Consider the following 16,960-nt stretch of genomic DNA (forward strand, 5'->3'; position numbering starts at 1 on the left):
ACGCTGAGCGGCGCTCAGGGGCCCAGGTGCGCGTAGCCGGCCCAGGTGTCCGGATGGTCGGGTAGGGCGGCGCGCAGGCGGCGGACGGCGGCGTGCAGGGCCACCGCCGCGCGGTCCGGAGCGATCCCTCCGCTGACCGCCAACCCGTCGTACAGGTCGACGCAGAGCCGCACCGTCAGCGCGTCCGAGATGGACCACAACGCGCCGATGACGTGCCGGAAGCCGGCCAGTTGAAAGGCCGTGCCGAGGGTGAGCGCCTCGTCCGGCAGGGCCGCCCCGCCACGTACCGTCTCGCAGGCGGAGAGGACGGCCAGCGCGGCCGGCCGCCCCGCCGGCCGCCACAGGTCGCGGACGCTGAGCGCGCCGCCCGCCAGCTCGAGGCGTCCCCGGGTCGGGAAGCGCAGGTCCTGCGTACCGTGGCAGGACAGGTGCGCGACGGGCTGCTCGGGCAGGGCGTCGAGCACCGTCGCCGGGCCGGCCGCCGGGCCGATGAGCGAACGCACCCGGCCGAGGTGCCGTCGGACGATCTCCTCCTCGCGCGCCACGCCGGGCAGGTCGGCCAGGCCGGGCGTCTGTGGCATGCCGACGAAGAGCGCCGCGTCGACCGGTCCGGGAGCTGTCGGTCCGGCCCGGCGGGCGTGCGTCAGCGCCCGTAGCGAGGCCGTGTAGGACGGCACCACCCGGTCGAGCAGCCCGTCGCCGCCGTCGGCCGGGCCGGCCGCGTGCAGTGGTAGGAGGGTGAGCACGCCCGTGGGGCACCACCACAGCCGGGGCCAGCCGCCGTCCGCCGGCTCGGCGTCGGCGGCCGGCGGGGTGGGCAGGGCCACCTCCAGGACGGGTACGGCGATGACGCGCCACAGCCAGTCCAGGGTCTGGGCGACCTCGGCGCGGGCCACCGCGTGCCGACGTTGTACCTGCGGCGGGGTGACGTCCGCCGCTGAGGGCCCGGTGAGCACCGCGATCGCGCTCAGGAAGCTCGCCGTACGCACGATCAGCTCGGCCAGGGTCAGCTCCGGCAGGGGCACGACGGTGACCCGGCCGTCGGCGACGACCAGCGCGTCGCAGCGCCGGTCGGCGACGTTCACCAGCACCACCGGTCCGTTCGCGGCGGCCCGGGCCAGATCGTCGAAGGGCGGCGGGCGGAGGAAGTCGGCGAAGCCGGGCCGGTCGCGGATCTCGGCCAGCAGGTGGCGGCGGCGGGTGGCGAGGTCGTACCGGAGCTCCGGCGTCGTTCCGGTCGCGGCGACCGACCCGCCACGTTCCCACCCGTCCGGCGACACCACCTGGCCCGGCGGCCGCGACCCGAAGCCGTCGAGGGCGGCTTGGAGGTCGGCGAGGCGGTTGGCGAGGCGGGGCGCCCGCGCGCGGAGCGCGGCCAGGTCCGCGCCCGCGTCGTGGGCGCGGGTGAGCAGGACTCCCCGGCCGTATTCGAGCAGCTCGACCGCGCGCTCCGGGCGGTCCAGGGCGATGGCGACCGCCGCCGCGTCGCTGGCCAGGCCGGGGAAGCGTCCGAGCAGGCGGGTCTGGTCGTCGGGGTCCATGCCGTGCCAGGCCACCAGGTCGATCAGCTCGATGGCGGTGGTGTACCCGTCGAGCGCGGCCGGCAGGTCGCCCGCCTGGGCGGCGTGTGCCGCGTACCGGCCGGCGGCGGTCGCCCGCAGCAGCGACGGCGCGGACTCGACGTGGGCGGCGGCGCGCAGCGCGGCGGTCGCCTCGACCAGCGCGCGGGAGTCACCCGCGCCGGTCTCGGCGACCCGCTCCAGAGCGGTGGCCAGGTTGCTCAGGCACATGGCGCGGCCGGGATGCTCGGGGGTCAGCTCGTCGACCGCCTCCCGGTAGGCGGTCAGCATGGCGCTGGCGTCGGCGTCGGCGTGGCCGGCCTGGTGGCGCAGCAGGAGAGCGTTGCCGAGGTTCGTGAGGATCCGGTGCCGGTCCCCGCCGGCCGACGGCCGTCGGCTCAGCCGATCGAGCAGCCGAACCGCCTCGTCCAGTGCCGGCAGGTCACCGTTGAGGCGATGCCGCAGCAGGTGGGCCAGCGCGTGGGTGGCGACCGTCTGGGCGTACTCAATGGGGTCGGCCTCCTGTTCGGCCAGCTCGGCGGCCTCGCGCAGCGCGCCCACGGCGGTGTCGGAGTCCTGGGCGATACCGGCCGCGACCTCGTCCGTGGGCCCGCCGCTCGCGGGCAGCGCGCCGCCGAGGAAGAGTTCGACCCGGCGGTTCAGGGCGGAGCCGTAGTTGGTCAGCGCCGGCAGACGGTCCGGATGCCCCGGTGGCGTCGATTCGACCACCCGCGCCAGCACCTCGATCGCCTCGGTCAGGGTCGCCAGGTCCTGCGTCGAGGCGAAGAGCGCCTGCAGCACGAGACCCAGGTTCGAGCGGTACCGGGGCAGCGACGCGGTGTCCGAATCGGCGGCGGCCACGGCCGATCGCAGCGCGACCGCGGCCGGCTCCAGCAGCGTTGGCTCGCCGGCCAGGTCGGAGAGTTCGCGCAGGGTGTTGCCGAGGTTGTTGAGCACGTGGGGGCGCAGCGGGTCGGCGCGGGGCAGCAGCCGTTCCGCCTCGGTCAGCGCGTCGCGGCCGGCGCGCAGCGCGCTCACCCCGCCGAGGTCGGCGTGGCCCAGGGCGAGCGCGTGGCCGAGATCGGCGAGCCGACGCGCCCGCTGGACGGGGTCCCGGGCGGCGCCCACGGTGGCGCGCAGCACCCGTACCGCCTCGGTGATGTCGTCGGCGCGTCGGCGCCGCTCGTACCGGGTCACCAGCAGACCGCCCGCGACGTGCCGCAGGTCGTCGCCGTCCGTCCCGTCGGGCGTCGACCCGGACGCGGTGGCGGCCCGGTACGCGTCGATCGCCGCGTCGAGGTCGGCCGGGTCGGCGGTGGTGTGGTGCCGCTCGGCGAGCAGGGTGGCGAGGCCGAACTGGGCGGTGCCGGCGAGATCCGGGGCGAGGCCACCGAACCCGGTCAACGCCGACCGGTAGGCCTCGATGGCGGTGTCCCGGTCGGCGGGCGTCCGGTCGCGCAGGAACCGCTCGGCGAGCGCGGCGCCGTGCAACGCGGCGACCCGGGGGTCGGCGCTGTCCCGGGCCGCGGCGAAGGCGTCGACGGCCTCGTCGAGGTCACCCGGTCGCCGGTGCAGCCGCCACCGGTCGCGCAGCCGTTGGCCGAGGTTCATCCGCGCCATCGTGCGCACCGGTGTGCCCGGCGCGGCGACCCGGACCGCGTCCCGCAGCGCGGTGATCGTCTCGTCCAGCGCGGCGGGGTCGTGGTCGACGTCGTACGTGTCGCCCAGGACGTTGCCGAGGTTGAACAGCCGTACGGGACGTTCCGGGTCGCCGACGCCGGTCGCCTCCAGGCTCTCCCGGTGCGCCTCGACGGCCCCCGCCAGGGCCCGTCGCCGGCCGAGATGCTGGAACTGGTCGCGGTGGACCCTGCCGAGGGCGGACAGGTAGTGCAGGCGCTCGGGCGCACCTGCCGGCGTACCGGCCAGCGCCTGCCGCAGCAGCGCCTCGGCCTGATCAGCCGCCCGGTAGTCGCGGCTGGTCTCGGCGGCGGCCATCAGGAGGACGGCCTCGACGTACCGGGAATTCGCCGTCGCGTCGCGGGCGGTGGTGTCCACTCGGGCGGGCCGGGGGCGCGGCGGCCGGCCCGCCGCCTCAGCGGAAGCGGGCCGGGAGCGCAGCAGCTCCAGCAGCGGCGGCGGCACCCGTTCCGGCGCGAAGCGCAGCAGAAACTCGGTGAGCCGCAACGCCTGGTCGAGGTCGTCGGCGTCCTCACCCGACGGCAGTAGCTGATAGCGGTACCAGTGCAGGCCGGCCAGGAGGGACATACCCTCGGCGACCCGCTCGGGCAGCGGCCCGTCCGGGGACGTCGCGGTCACCAGGTCGGCGACGGCCTCCGCGTCGCGGATCGCGCCGGAGTCGAGGACCGCCCGTCGATCGCCGGTGGCCCCGAAACGTTCCAGCCGCTCCCGCAGCCGCCCGATCGGGTCGGGTCTGAACCGTCGCCACATCGCGCCTCCCCCGCGCCGGCCGCGCCGACTCGGATCAGGCGTAGCAGACCGGACACGGAGCGCGCTAGCCGTCATCGTGTCCCGGCACACAATTGGGCGGGCCGCGGCATGGTGGACGGATCCCGGGGGACGATCACTGGGGTCGGCGGAGTGTCGTCCGGCCCCCGCCACGGCAAAAGACGATGAAGGATGTGCGTATGGCGACCGACATCAGTAAGCAGCCCGCGAAGGCGTCCGGCACGTACCGGATCGGGGGCGACATCACGGTCAACCGCCTCGGCTACGGGGCGATGCAGATCACCGGCCCGGGCGTGTGGGGCGATCCGAAGGACCCGGCCGAGGCGGTACGGGTGCTGCGTCGGGCGATCGAGCTGGGCGTGACGTTCATCGACACCGCCGACTCGTACGGGCCGTTCGTGTCCGAGATGCTGATCCGCGAGGCGCTGCACCCGTACGCCGACGACCTGGTCATCGCGACCAAGGCCGGCCTGACCCGGTCCGGCCCCGGCGACTGGCGTGCGGTGGGCCGCCCGGAGTACCTGCGTCAGCAGTGCGAGCTGAGCCTGCGTCACCTGGGCCTGGACAGCATCCCGCTGTACCAGCTGCACCGGATCGACCCGCTGGTTCCGCTCGCCGACCAGCTCGGCGAGCTGGCGCTGCTGAAGCAGGAGGGCAAGATCCAGCACATCGGGCTGTCCGAGGTCAGCGTGGAGCAGGTCGAGCAGTCGCGGGCGATCACCGAAATCGTCTCCGTGCAGAACCTGTACAACCTCGCCAACCGCAGCGCCGAGGACGTGCTGGACTACTGCGAGCGCAACGACCTGGCGTTCATCCCGTGGTACCCGATCGCCACCGGCGAGCTGGCCCGGCCGGGCGGCCCGCTGGACGCGATCTCCAACGCGCACGGCGCGTCGCCCGCGCAGCTCGCGTTGGCCTGGTTGCTGCGTCGGTCGCCGGTGATGCTGCCGATCCCCGGCACGTCGTCGGTGGCGCACCTGGAGGAGAACGTCGGCGCCGCCGACGTACGGCTCACCGACGACGAGTTCGAGGCGTTGGCCAAGGCGAGCTGATTCGCTGGTCCGGACGCCGCCGGTTCAGTCGACGGCGTCCGGGCCGATCTCGCGGGCGGCGCGCAGCGCCTCGGTGGCCTGGGCCAGCAGACGGGCCGAGTCGGTGCGCCCGCTGACCTGCAACTCGACCTCGGTGTCCCCGGACTGGATCCGGATGCTCGCCTCCGTACGCTGCTGGTCCACCCAGGACTGCAACAGGTTGAACAGCCCCGGCAGCAACCCCTGGGCCAGCACCGCGATGATCACGGCGTCGCTGAAGCCGGGCCGTCCCCCGCCACCGCCGGCCGCCCGGACCACCGGCCGGTACTCCGGACGGCGGTGGATCCAGGTCAGCAGGTCGACCGCGGTGGGCTGTCGTTGTCGGGGGTTGATGGTCAGCCGGACGGGCAGCCGCGCGGCGGCGTCGCTGTCGGTCACGGTGGGTCTCCCGGTCAGTCGGAGTCGGAGGCGGCTTGGAAGGTGACGGCGTCCCCGTCGGCGGTGGCGAGACCCGCGACGGTCAGCGCGCTGTCGTCGCTGAACGGTGAGCTGGTGCCGAAGTACGTGGTGGTGCCGCTGACCTGCACCCGGCCCTGCCCGTCGACCGGCGTGGACACCCGGGCGGTGCTCGGGCCGGTCAGCTCGACGGCGACCTTCGGGTACTCCAGGATCTTCCAGGTGACCTTCTGCGCCGACCCGCCGTAGTAGCGGAACGGGCAGCCCGGCGGTGCGGCGACCGTCTGCTTGGCGCACTCGTCCAACCAGGCGCGTACCCGGGTCTGGACGGCCTCGACCGCCGTCGGCTTGAGCACCGGGGCCAGTTCCAGGATCGCCGAGCCCTCCCCCGGGCCGACCAGCAGGGTCTCGGCGGGCGTCTCGCTCAGCGCGCTGGACGGGCCGGTCGCCGTGTACAGGCCGGGCAGCAGCACCAGCGGCGGACCCTCGGTGGCGACCGGTAGCTCCACCCCGTTGAGGCGTACGCCCGACTCGGCGATCGACGAGTTGAGCGGGATCGGCCCACCGGCCAACCGCCAGCCGTGGAACAGACCGGCGGTGGTCTCCTCCTCGCGCCGCAGGGTGAGGGTGGCCGTCTTCGGCGCATCACCCAGCCGGTACGCCACCGTGGCGGTGGCCGTGTCGTCGTCACGCTCCAGGGAAGTGATCTCGACGTCGGTCGGTGGCTGGTAGCCCTTGCCGTGCAGCAGTTGGGCGAGGAGCTTGTGGTCGGTGCCGTCGCCGGAGTCGGCGAGGTGGTCGAGCGCGGCCTCGCTGTCGCGGTCGGCGAGGGCGGAGAAGAATCCGTCGACCGTCGCCTGGGGGCGGAAGAACGCCCACTGCACCACGCTCAGCCCGCTGGCGCCGAGGCAGGCGACGAGGGCGAGGATGCCGACCAGCAGCCAGGTGCGGCGGGTGCCGACCGGGCCGCTGTGGCCGAACAGCCGCTCGGCGGTGACCGACGCGGCGACGTCGGCGGGTACGCCGGCCTGGGCGGGCGCACCCGCCACCGACGCCCGCTCCAGCGCGTCGAGCCGCAGCTCGTGCGGCGGGTGGGTGGCGCAGACAGCCTCGTCCCAGCCGCTGCGCCCGCTCTCGAAGGAGAGCCGCCGCTCCAGGATGCGTCGCAGCCCGTCGACGTGCCCGGTCAGCACCGCGCCGAGGTCGGCCCGGTACTCGGCAGCCCGTACGTCGCGGGCGTGCAGGGGCAGCACCACGTACCGCATGGTGAGCAGCACCGGCCAGAAGAACAGGAACACCACGAAGTTGGTGGCCGGGTGCGGGAACGTCCGCATCAGCCAGGTCGGCAGGGCGTGGGCGAGGGTGAGTGGCAGGCCGACGCCGCGCACGAAGGCGCTGGTGATCTCGTCCCCGGTGCGCCAGTGCACCAGCTCGTGGCTGAGCAGCGCCGCGACCTCGTCGTCCGGCTCGCCGAGCACGGCGGTGGTGACCACCACGTGTCGGGCGTACGTGCGGGCGTTGCTCAGGACCGGGTCGTCCTCCATGAGCAGCCGGGGCACACTGGGCAGGCCGAGTCGTCGCGCGCAGTCGTCCAAGATCGGGCGCAGTCGTGCGTTCTCGCGGCGGCTGGGCTGGCGCGCGCCGGACACCACCAACAGGCTCGGCTCGAGCAGCACCCGGTACAGCGTGTAGACGACGCCGATCAGCGCCGCCGCGACGACCGTGCCGATCAGGCCGGTGAACAGGGCGAGAGGCTCGTCCACAACGGTCAGCCAGGGCAGCACCAGCACGGCGAGGAAGCCGGCGAGGAAGCCGACCACGAACCCGGCCACGCCGCCCAGCATCCCGCCGGAGCGGCTGAGGAACGCGTCCAGCAGCGAGCCGATCAGTGGCGCGTCGCGCAGCACCGTGGGGAGCTGGTCGTCCGCGCCGGCGCCGCCGGCGAAGAGGCCGACGACGGCGAAGCCGAGACCGCCCCAGAACGCCAGGAGCAGCGCGATCGGCAGGTAGAACCAGGTGGCGACGAACGCGCCGAGCACGCCCCGCCAGTCCCGCAGGATTCCGGCGCGCAGCCAGACCAGGGCGTTCGGGTAACCCGGTGGCCGGTCGGCGAACCCGCCGGTGGGTGGCGGGGTGTCGGCGGCCGGGGGTTCGGCGGCCCGGACGTCGAGCTGCGGCACTGTCGGCGGTGTGCTCTCCGGCGGCACACGCTGCGGCTCGGTCATGCCTGCTGCTCCCTCTCGACGGGTGACGCCCACTGTCGGCAGTGGACGGCCGGAGCAGGTTATCGAGGACGTCTGATGTCTGCCACACCGTTTCCGAGGATCGTCACCCAACCGACACTCGTCGTCGCGGGCCCGGTGCGGCGGTCCCCGCAGGACCGCCGCACCGAAGGGCTCAGACCGCGAGGCAGTTGGGTCGCACCGGGCCGTCGACCAGGGCGCCGCGCACGATGGTGTACGCCGTGCCGTCGAGCACCAGGCCCAGGTGCCCCACCACCCGCAGCGGGCAGTACGCCTGGATGAGAACGTTCGTCGCGCCGTCGTTGACGGTGGCGTTGCCGGTCGGCCGCACCAGTTCGTCCTGGAGCGTGCGGATGGTGGTGTAGCGCACCGAGCCGGGGGTGTCGTCGCCGGAGTTGAGGTCGGCGAGGAACGCCGATCCGATGGTCATCTGTTGGCAGGCGACGATGCCCGCGCAGCTCCCGAGGCCGAGGAACGCCACGATGTTGGCGACGTACGTGCCGTACTGGGGTGTGCCCAGGCTGACGTAGCGGCCGATGGTGGCGGTGCCGCCGAGTCGTTTGAGGTAGTAGCGGCTGACCAGTCCGCCCTCGGAGTGGGCGACGACGTCGACGCTCGCCGCGCCGGTGCTGGCGCGCACCTGCTCGACGTACCCGGCGAACGCGCGGGCCGAGGCGGGGATGTCACCGAGGCCCAGTCCGGGTAGCTGGTAGATGAAGGTCCGGTAGCCGTCGGCGCGCAGCCGGGCGGCGATCGGTTCGTACGCGACGGCGACGCCGCTGAGCCCGCCGACCACGATGACCGGGTTGGCGACGGCGGCGGCGGTGGTCGCGGCCGGGACGACGGGGGCGGCGATCGCGGTTCCCGCCGAGGCGAGGAGGGCGGCGGTGGCCAGGGACACGACGAGGACGGTCTTTCGGAGCAGCATGGCTGCACCTCCGGGGGGAGGCGCCCGACGATCCGGGCAGGTGGGTGGGGGTGTCCGGTCGACCGTGCGACGATGATGCCCGCAACAATTCGGCAACGTCAATGACTTGTTACGCGCCAGTAACCCGTTGTCCCGTCGACGGCGCAAACCGGCAAATCGGTCGCACTCCACAACGGACACCGAGGGGCACCCGCACACCCCCGCCCGTCGACAACCGGTGGCATGCTGTGGCCGTGGCCGCCGACGAACCCCCCGACCGCCAGTTGCGGGTGATGCCCTGGTGGCTGGTCCTGGTCGGCCTGCTGCTCGCCGCCGTACTGGGCTGGCTGGTGCTCGGCCTGCTGCTCACCGAGGCCGACCGGGCCGTCCAGCAGGACACCCGGGCCACGCTGCGCATCGACGCGATCCGCACCGGCCTGACCGTGGTCGCCGGCACCGGCGGCGGGCTGGCCCTGCTGCTGGCCGCGCGCCGGCAGTGGATCGCCGAGCGGGCCCAGCGCCACCAGGAGACCGTCGCCGCCCGCGACCAGGCCCACCGGGACCGGGTGCAGGCACACGCCGAGTCGGTGGCCGAGGCCGCACAGCGCCAGCAGGACCGGCAGTCGACGGCCGCCGAACACGACGCGGCCGAACGTCGGCTCACCGAGCTCTACACCCGGGCGGTCGAGCTGCTCGGCAACGACAGCGCGGCGGTACGCCTCGGCGGGCTGCACGCGCTGGAGCGCCTCGGGCAGGACAATCCGTCACAGCGGTCGACGATCGTGGCGGTGCTCTGCGCGTACCTGCGGATGTCCCCGCCGGACGACGAGCCGCGCGAGACGGAGGTCCGGCGCACCGCGCAGCGGGTCCTGACCCGGCACCTGCGCGAGCACGACGAGACGGCGCACTGGCCGGGCGTCGTGCTGGACCTGAGCGGCGCGGCGCTCGTCGACTTCGACGCGGCGGGCTGCACGCTCACCGACGCGACCTTCACGGGAGCGACGTTCACCGGCGCGACCAGCTTCGCGGGCGCGACGACGACGGGACGGCTGCTGCTACGAGCGGCGAGCTTCGGCGACCTGGCCCTCGACGGCCTCACGGCCGGCGGCGAGGTGGTCCTGGACGACGCCCGCGTCCAGGGCCTCGCGAGCTTCGAGGGGGCCGATTTCGCCGACGGACTGTACTGCCGGCGGTCCCGCTTCGCCGGGCAGACCTCGTTCCGCGGGGCGACGTTCGGTCAGCCCAGCAGCTTCGACGCGACCCGCTTCGAGAACGACACCACCTTCCGGGAGTCGGTCTTCGACGGCGCCCTGTCCATGGAGCACAGCGAGTTCGGCGAGTCGGCCAGCTTCTACTCCGCCCGTTTCGCGAACATGGCGCTGTTCCGCTGGACGGTCTTCGAAGGGGAGGCGTCGTTCGACCGTGCCCGCTTCACCGACGCCGCGAACTTCGGCCGGGCCCGGTTCCACCGCATGGCCAGTTTCCGCGACACGCAGTTCAGCCGGCCACCCCAGGTGGAGCAGGCCCGGGCGGTCGTCGATCCCGGCCACCGGTGGCCGACGGGCACGGTGGTCAGACGCTTGGACGACGAGTGGCTGGTGCTCGTCGACGAGTGAGCCCCGTCAGCGGGTGGCGGCCTTCGGGCGCAACCCGTCGAGGGCCACACCGAGGACCCGGTCGCGCTGCTCGGGCGAGGGGAACTGGGCCATCGTGAGCCCGCTGATCAGGCGCACCACGTCGTCGAAGCCGACGTCGTCGCGGACCACGCCGGCCGCCTGGGCGCGACGCATGAGCGGCTCGCCGGCGGCGTAGATCTCCGTCCGGCAGGTCCCGAAGATCTCCGAGTCGTGCAGCAACTGCTCGGCGAGCGCCCGCTTCGTGGCGACGTACCCGACGAAGCGGTGCAGCCAGGCGACGAGGGCGTCCCACGGGGGCAGCTCGGCCAGGTCCTCCGCCGACCGACTGAGCGCCCGGACCTCCTCCACGTAGACGGCCTCGAAGAGGTGCCGCCGGGTCGGGAAGTTGCGATAGAGGGTCCCGATGCCCACCCCGGCCCGGCGGGCCACGTCCTCCAGGGAGGCGGCCGCGCCGTTCTCGGCGAACGCGTCACGTGCCGCGGCGATCAGGGCGTCGTAGTTGCGCCGCGCGTCGGCCCGCTTGGGCCGCTGGGCGAAAACCTCGGGCACCCCCGCGCTGGTCATGACGTGCGTCACCTCATCCTGGTTGCATCCGGAGGCAACCCTCCGCTACCTTAGTGGAGGCACCCCTCCGGAACTCCCGGAGGCCTGCCTCCGGATAGCTTACCTCGGGAACCGCCCGATCCGCCTGGCCACCCGATCGCCCGGACCCGACAACCCGCCCGCCGCCGACGACGGGTGACAGACGCCTCCTTCCGTACCATTTCAGGAGTTTTCTCTCGTGGCAGTGACCTCCCGACGCAGCTCGCGTCGGCTCACCTTCACCGTGCTCGCGGCCGGCGCCGGATTCTTCGCGATGCTCCAGTCGCTGATCACCCCGGTGCTGCCGACCATCCAGCAGGACCTGCACACCTCCCAGAACACCGTGACCTGGGTCCTGACCGCCTACCTGCTCTCCGCCTCGATCTTCACGCCGATCCTCGGACGGGTCGGTGACATGGTCGGCAAGGAGCGGATGCTCGTCGTCTCGCTCGCCGCCCTCGCCCTCGGCTGCCTGGTGGCCGCCATCGCGCCGAACATCGGCGTGCTCATCGTCGCCCGGGTCGTGCAGGGCATCGGCGGCGCGGTCTTCCCGCTGTCGTTCGGCATCATCCGCGACGAGTTCCCCGCCGCGCGGGTCTCCGGCGCGGTCGCCGCCATCTCGGCGATCGTCGCCGCCGGCGGTGGCCTGGGCGTCGTCCTGGCCGGCCCGATCGTCACCGCGCTGGACTACCGGTGGCTGTTCTGGATCCCGCTGGTCGTGGTGGGGCTGACCGCCGTCGCCGCGTACCTGTTCATCCCCGAGTCCCCGGTGCGTACCCCCGGTCGGATCGACTGGCGGGCCACCCTGCTGCTCTCCGGCTGGTTGGTCGCGCTGCTCCTGCCGATCAGCCAGGGCGCGGCCTGGGGCTGGACCAGCACCCGGGTGCTCGGCCTGCTCGCCCTCGCCGTGGTGCTGCTGGCCGGCTGGCTGACCGCCGAACTGCGCTCGGCCAACCCGCTGATCGACATGCGGATGATGCGCCTGCCCGGCGTCTGGACCACCAACCTGGTCGCCCTGCTCTACGGCGGATCGATGTTCTCCGTGTACGCGTTCCTGCCCCAGTTCGTGCAGACCCCGACCGCGGCCGGCTACGGCTTCGGCGCCAGCATCAGCCAGGCCGGTCTGCTCATGCTGCCGATGCTCGTCGCGATGTTCGTCGCGGGCATCCTCGCCGGCCGGCTCCAGGCCGTGTTCAGCGCCAAGGCGCAGCTCGCCACCGGCGCGGCGTTCAACGTGGCGGCGTCGGCGATGCTCGCCGCCGCGCACGCCACCCGCTGGGAGGTCGCCGTCGCCGGTGGCCTGGTCGGCCTCGGCATCGGCCTGGCCTTCGCGTCGATGGCCAACCTCATCGTCGCCAGCGTGCCCGCCAGCCAGACCGGCGTGGCGACCGGCATGAACGCCAACATCCGGACCATCGGCGGCGCGATCGGCGCGGCCGTGGTCAGCGGCGTGATCACCGCCCACCCGCAGGCCAGCGGCCTGCCCCGGGAGGCCGGCTTCACGGCGGGGTTTCTCCTCCTCACCGCGATCGCCCTCGCCGCCGCGCTCGCGGCCCTCGCCGTCCCGTCCGCCCGGCGGGCGTCGGCCGGTCGCCGGCCGTCCGCCACGACGATCGTCGAGTCCGAGCTAGCCGGCGAGTTCGCCACCATGCCGGCCACCCGCTGAGGCCCGCGTCGCAGCCCGGGCGGTTCGCCGCCCGGGCTGCGCCGTGTGTCGGAGTACGCTGGCCGGTCGTCACCCGTCGTTCGTCAGGATGTGCCATGCCCGACTTGCTCACCGCCGACCGTATCGACGAGATCGGCGCCCTCGGATCGGGGAGCCCCGACCCGGCGGCGCTGGTCACCGAGCTGGTGAGCGCCGTCGACGAGGGACGGGTGGCCGACCCCGCCGACACCGGGTACGCCCTGCTGGTCGCCGCGGACATCCTGGACCGGGCGGGTGACCTGGCCGACGCGCTCGCCCTGGCCACCCGCGCCATCGCCGAACAGCCCGACGACAACACCCATGTCCGCGCCGTGCGCGGCGGCCTGCTGCTGCGCCTCGGCCGAGTCGACGAGGGCCTGGCGGAGCTGTCCGAGCTGCGTCCGCTGCTGGAGACCGACCCCGACGCCGTCCACCTGGTCGACAAGCTGACCGAAGCCGGCCACGCCGAGATGGCGGTCGAATGGCTCACCGCGGCGCTCGACGCGATGGTGGACCGCAGCCGCACCCACCAGCACGAGTCCGAGGACGCCCAGGACACCGCCGCCGCAATGATCTACGGGTTGGCCCAGCGGCGGCACGACCTGCGCGAAGAGTTGGGCCTGCCGCACGACGAGCACGACACCCTCGCCGACCGGCTGCGCGACGTGGCCAGCCATGCCGCAGACACGCTCGACGACGGTCCGGCGACGCTGCTGTTCTGGCCGAAGCCGGAGTTCGACGCGCTGCTGGCGCGCTGGCCGGCCCTGGCCGAGAGCTATCCGAGCACCTGGGACGAGCACCGCGCCCAGATCGAGCGCGCCCTCGTCGACGCGTCCGGGCTCGGCGGCGGCGACCTTGGCATCGTGGCGGGCAGCGTCGAGACTCTGGCGGCCTTCGCGGGCGCCGACCCCATCGACGAGGAGACCCTCGACGAGTACGCCGACAGCCTCGACGACGCGGGCATCACCTCCTGGCCACCGGGCCGCAACGACTCCTGCTGGTGCGGATCGGGCACCAAGTACAAGAAGTGCTGCCTGCCCCGCTCGCGCGCCTGACCGCGCGCCGCGCCTGACCGCGCGCCGCGCCTGATCGCTGCCGCGCCGTTGCGCGGCTCCCGGGGAGTGATGTCCCCCGAGTCTCTGATGCCTGTGAGTCATCAAGATGACTCACAGGCATCACGCTCACCCGTCCAACCGCCCCCAGCCGACGGCCAGCCGGCACCGGCACGATCGATCGATGGTGGCGAGTCCCGGCGATGGCTACCGTGACCGTGGAAACGCACCCACTCCATCGAGGAGGACCGCCGTGCGCCGCGTCACCACCACCATCGCCCTGCTCTGCCTGTCCCTGTTCGCGCTGCTCGTACCGACCCCGGCGAGCGCGGCCAGCACCGTCGAGGTCACCTCGGCGAAACTGATCGCACGCGGCGTCGCCGTCGACCTCACCCTCACGGTGACCTGCGAGGCCGGCCGATCCGCCGGCGCGGAGATCAGTTTGCGTCAGCGCTCCGGCGACAACGTCGCGTACGGCAGCGGCGGGCTGCTCTTCAGCTGCACCGGCGTTCCGCAGGCCGTGACCGGCCGGGTGTACGCGGAGAGCGGCGGCTTCGCCTTCAACCGGGGCATCGCGCTCGCCACCGGGAGCGTGTCGCTGTGCACCCCAATCGACTGCGACTACTCGCCGCGTATCGAGGGCGAGGTCCGCGTCACCCGCTGACCGTCACCGGAGTGCTCGCGGTAACTCCCCCGCGAGCACTCCGGCCTCGTCAGCTATCCGTCGGCTGAGGTGGTGGGTGGGTTGTGCCACCACCACTCGTGCTCAGTTGCCCAGCGCGCGGACCTTGGCGATCGTCTCCTGGACGTGCTGCTTGGCCGGCTCGCCGCCCTGGGAGGCCTGCGCCAACGCCTGCCGGTACGCGTCGATCATGCCGACCAGCGGCCCGGCGGCGACGCCCTCCAACGCGCCGGCCACGAGGCTCCGCGCCTCGGCCGCGTCCTGTGCCGCCGCTGCCGTCTTGGCCTTCGCCTCGTCGAGCTTCTGCGACGCGGCCGCCAACCTCGCGATGATCTGCGCTGCGCTCACGCGCACCCTCCCCCTGGTCGACCATCGCCTCCACCACCACACCGGCGGAGACCACAAGGGAGCGTACGAGATCCGCGCACAGAGTGCGACCGCTCGATCGCCCAGTCGTTCGCGAAGATCACCTGATGCTGACCAGTCACCGCCGGCGTCCGACGAACTGGTACGCATCAAGTGATCAAGACTCGCATCACCCGGTGGCGGCGCCTCGGCCATTTTCCGCCGGATCTGGCACTCTGGCGGGCGTCACGACGGGGAGGAAGGTACGCCGGGTGGAAGCGCTGAGCCGCACGCAGCGGCCACTGGACCGCGATCAGGTGCGTCGCTACGCGCAGGCGTCCTTCGGCGCGGGCCACCCGATGGCGGACTGCGGGCCGATCACGGGTGGCGGCTTCGCGTCGGTGTGGTGGGTGGCGCTCGACGACGGGCGCGAGGTGGTGCTGAAGGTGGCGCCCCGGGCCGAGGTGCCGCTGCTGCGCTACGAGCAGGGTCTGTGCGCGGCCGAGGCGCGGTACTTCCGCCTCGTGTCCAGGCGCGTGCCGCAGGTGCCCGTGCCGCCGTTGCTGCACCACGGCGACGATCCGGAACTCGGCGAGTGGCTGGTCAGTGGCCTGATTCCCGGCCGTTCGCTGCGGGAGTGGGCAGAGTCGGAACAGCACCTCGACGACGCCCCCGCCCGGTACGAGTTCGGAGCCGCGATCGCCGCGCTGCACCGGGTCAGCGGCGACCGCTACGGGTACGACGGTGGCCGGGCCAGCGGCGCGACGTGGCGCGAGGCGTTCACCGCCATGCTCGACGGGCTGCTGGCCGACGCGGCGGACTGGGACGTCGGGCTGCCCACCTCGCCGGAGAAGATCCGGAAGCTGCCCGAGCGGTACGCGTCGATTCTGGACGAGGTACGCCGGCCGGCGCTGCTGCACTTCGACGGCTGGGACGGCAACGTGCTCGCCGAACCCGAACCCGAGCCCGAGGCCGACGGCAAGCTGCGCCTGCGCGGGATCGTCGACGGCGAACGGTTCCTCTTCGGCGACCCGCTGATGGACCTGGTGTCGCCCCTGATCTACCGGCGGGTGGAGGACGAACCGGACAACCCGTTCCTGCGGGGCTACCGGGCCGCCGCGACCGATCCGGTGGTCTTCGACGAGGCCACCCTGCGTCGGCTCAGCCTGTACCGCCTGCACCTGTACCTGTTGATGACGGTCGAGATGCCCAGCCGGGGTATCACCCGCCAGAACCGGCCGGACCGGTTCGAGCGACTGGCCGACCTGCTGGACCACGAGCTGACCGAGCTGCGGCGGGCGAGCCCGTCGGCCCTCGGCTGACGGCAGCGCGGCTCGGACGACGGTCGTCAGCGCAAGGCGCGGAACAGTAGCAGGTAGCCGCAGTAGCCCAGCGGCACCAGCAGGAAGCAGATAGCGAACCCGAGCGGCAGGTACCGCGGCGGCGTGCCGGCGACCATGGCGGGCCTCCCCCACCGCCCCAGCACCAGATAGCCCGCGAAGAACGCCAGCGCCGGCAGGCCCGCGCAGATCCACGCGCCGAGGGTGAAGCCGTCGACCGGCCCGATCCCGGACGCGAGCACCAGCGTCAGCATGAACACCCCGGCCGCCGCCCCGCAGGCCGCGTAGACGGCGACCGCCCGCGCCAGCGGCGACCACGTCGGCAGCAGCGCCGGTCGCTGGGCCAGCAGCTCGGCCTGCTGCCCGTGCCGGTCGGCCTCGTCGGCCATCCGCCGGGCCAGCTCCAGCTCCACCACCGGGTCGACCGCCGCCGCGCGCTGCGTGGGCACCCCGCCGCCCGCCGGGCTCACGGCCGTCGGCAGCGCCAGCCGCGCCTGGCCCGCCGGCAGTTCGGGGTACGCCCCGACACCCGCCCGCCCCGGCGCGCCGGCTGCGCCGGCGAAATCCCCGTCCCCAGCCTCGGGCGCCGCGGACGGACCGAACCCGACAGGCGGGCCGGGTGCCGCAGACGGACCGGACCCGACAGGCGGGCCGGGCGCCGCAGACGGACCGGACCCGGCAGGTGGGGCCGGCCAGGTGGCGGGGTCACTCGGTGGGCCGGGCGGGAACGGTGGGCCGGGCGGGGCACCGGCGGCACCGGCGTCCGGCGGCGGAGCAGCCGGTGGCTGGTCGACGCCGATCGCGCGACCGAGCTGGTCGAGACGCTGCCCCTGGGCGGTCAGCCGCTGGTGCAGGTAGTCGGCGGCGGCGTGCAGGTCGCGGCGGCGCGCGGACTCAGCGGCGGCGTCCCGCTCACCGGCGCGGCGGTGCTCGGCGAGCTGTCGGGCCAGCGCCGCGTACTCCTCGAAGGACACCG

General features: G+C 73.8%; 13 protein-coding genes. 6 read left to right on the forward strand and 7 right to left on the reverse strand.

The genetic code is table 11. The features are described from left to right. Positions 1-14: 14 nt before the first annotated feature. A complete protein-coding gene (locus ACQP03_RS24760) occupies positions 15-4,007 on the reverse strand; it encodes a CHAT domain-containing protein (RefSeq protein WP_433458662.1) in 3,993 nt (1,330 codons plus the stop codon). 197 nt (positions 4,008-4,204) lie between these two features. Here ACQP03_RS24760 and ACQP03_RS24765 point away from each other — a divergent pair, with 197 nt between their 5' ends. Continuing rightward, the gene (locus ACQP03_RS24765; protein ID WP_357127143.1) at positions 4,205-5,077 is read left to right on the forward strand and encodes an aldo/keto reductase; all 873 of its coding nucleotides are present in this window, start codon (positions 4,205-4,207) and stop codon (positions 5,075-5,077) included. A 24-nt stretch (positions 5,078-5,101) separates the two neighbouring features. Here the strand turns inward: ACQP03_RS24765 and ACQP03_RS24770 are convergent, their stop codons facing one another. From ACQP03_RS24770 to ACQP03_RS24780, 3 genes are all read right to left on the reverse strand, one after another. After that, positions 5,102-5,494, reverse strand: a complete 393-nt coding sequence (locus ACQP03_RS24770; RefSeq protein WP_357127140.1) for an effector-associated constant component EACC1 — start codon at positions 5,492-5,494, stop codon at positions 5,102-5,104. A gap of 14 nt (positions 5,495-5,508) precedes the next feature. Further along, positions 5,509-7,737: a M48 family metalloprotease gene (locus tag ACQP03_RS24775; protein WP_433458665.1), complete on the reverse strand. Its 2,229-nt coding sequence runs from the start codon at positions 7,735-7,737 to the stop codon at positions 5,509-5,511. Between the two features lie 172 nt (positions 7,738-7,909). Beyond that, a complete protein-coding gene (locus tag ACQP03_RS24780; protein ID WP_357170770.1) occupies positions 7,910-8,683 on the reverse strand; it encodes an esterase/lipase family protein in 774 nt (257 codons plus the stop codon). Positions 8,684-8,916: 233 nt separating this feature from the next. On the opposite strand from ACQP03_RS24780, the gene ACQP03_RS24785 reads away from it, so the two are divergent. Next, positions 8,917-10,278: a pentapeptide repeat-containing protein gene (locus ACQP03_RS24785; RefSeq protein ID WP_357170768.1), complete on the forward strand. Its 1,362-nt coding sequence runs from the start codon at positions 8,917-8,919 to the stop codon at positions 10,276-10,278. 6 nt (positions 10,279-10,284) lie between these two features. Here the strand turns inward: ACQP03_RS24785 and ACQP03_RS24790 are convergent, their stop codons facing one another. Next, the gene (locus ACQP03_RS24790; protein ID WP_433458668.1) at positions 10,285-10,863 is read right to left on the reverse strand and encodes a TetR/AcrR family transcriptional regulator; all 579 of its coding nucleotides are present in this window, start codon (positions 10,861-10,863) and stop codon (positions 10,285-10,287) included. A 217-nt stretch (positions 10,864-11,080) separates the two neighbouring features. On the opposite strand from ACQP03_RS24790, the gene ACQP03_RS24795 reads away from it, so the two are divergent. The 3 genes from ACQP03_RS24795 (at position 11,081) to ACQP03_RS24805 (ending at position 14,281) form a co-directional block, all read left to right on the forward strand. Beyond that, positions 11,081-12,547 carry an MFS transporter gene (locus ACQP03_RS24795; RefSeq protein WP_357127124.1) on the forward strand — a complete coding sequence of 489 codons (1,467 nt, stop codon included), beginning with the start codon at positions 11,081-11,083 and terminating at the stop codon, positions 12,545-12,547. Between the two features lie 95 nt (positions 12,548-12,642). Further along, positions 12,643-13,620, forward strand: a complete 978-nt coding sequence (locus tag ACQP03_RS24800; protein ID WP_357127121.1) for an SEC-C domain-containing protein — start codon at positions 12,643-12,645, stop codon at positions 13,618-13,620. A 250-nt stretch (positions 13,621-13,870) separates the two neighbouring features. Beyond that, the gene (locus tag ACQP03_RS24805) at positions 13,871-14,281 is read left to right on the forward strand and encodes a hypothetical protein (protein WP_396832879.1); all 411 of its coding nucleotides are present in this window, start codon (positions 13,871-13,873) and stop codon (positions 14,279-14,281) included. Between the two features lie 102 nt (positions 14,282-14,383). Here ACQP03_RS24805 and ACQP03_RS24810 read toward each other — a convergent pair whose 3' ends face one another. Beyond that, the gene (locus ACQP03_RS24810; RefSeq protein ID WP_007462863.1) at positions 14,384-14,647 is read right to left on the reverse strand and encodes a DUF6244 family protein; all 264 of its coding nucleotides are present in this window, start codon (positions 14,645-14,647) and stop codon (positions 14,384-14,386) included. Between the two features lie 269 nt (positions 14,648-14,916). On the opposite strand from ACQP03_RS24810, the gene ACQP03_RS24815 reads away from it, so the two are divergent. Then, the gene (locus ACQP03_RS24815) at positions 14,917-15,966 is read left to right on the forward strand and encodes a phosphotransferase family protein (RefSeq protein ID WP_433458672.1); all 1,050 of its coding nucleotides are present in this window, start codon (positions 14,917-14,919) and stop codon (positions 15,964-15,966) included. 26 nt (positions 15,967-15,992) lie between these two features. Here the strand turns inward: ACQP03_RS24815 and ACQP03_RS24820 are convergent, their stop codons facing one another. Further along, positions 15,993-16,958 (reverse strand): hypothetical protein, encoded by a 966-nt coding sequence (locus ACQP03_RS24820; RefSeq protein WP_433458673.1) that lies wholly within the window; start codon positions 16,956-16,958, stop codon positions 15,993-15,995. Positions 16,959-16,960: the final 2 nt, after the last annotated feature.

The organism is Micromonospora sp. CA-248212, from assembly GCF_050948405.1.
GTDB lineage: Bacteria > Actinomycetota > Actinomycetes > Mycobacteriales > Micromonosporaceae > Micromonospora.

Coding starts and splice junctions, on each gene's coding strand:
- ACQP03_RS24765 (WP_357127143.1), top strand. CDS start 4,205: ATGGCGACCGACATCAGTAAGCAGCCCGCGAAGGCGTCCGGCACGTAC.
- ACQP03_RS24775 (WP_433458665.1), bottom strand. CDS start 7,737: ATGACCGAGCCGCAGCGTGTGCCGCCGGAGAGCACACCGCCGACAGTG.
- ACQP03_RS24790 (WP_433458668.1), bottom strand. CDS start 10,863: ATGACCAGCGCGGGGGTGCCCGAGGTTTTCGCCCAGCGGCCCAAGCGG.
- ACQP03_RS24760 (WP_433458662.1), bottom strand. CDS start 4,007: ATGTGGCGACGGTTCAGACCCGACCCGATCGGGCGGCTGCGGGAGCGG.
- ACQP03_RS24780 (WP_357170770.1), bottom strand. CDS start 8,683: ATGCTGCTCCGAAAGACCGTCCTCGTCGTGTCCCTGGCCACCGCCGCC.
- ACQP03_RS24800 (WP_357127121.1), top strand. CDS start 12,643: ATGCCCGACTTGCTCACCGCCGACCGTATCGACGAGATCGGCGCCCTC.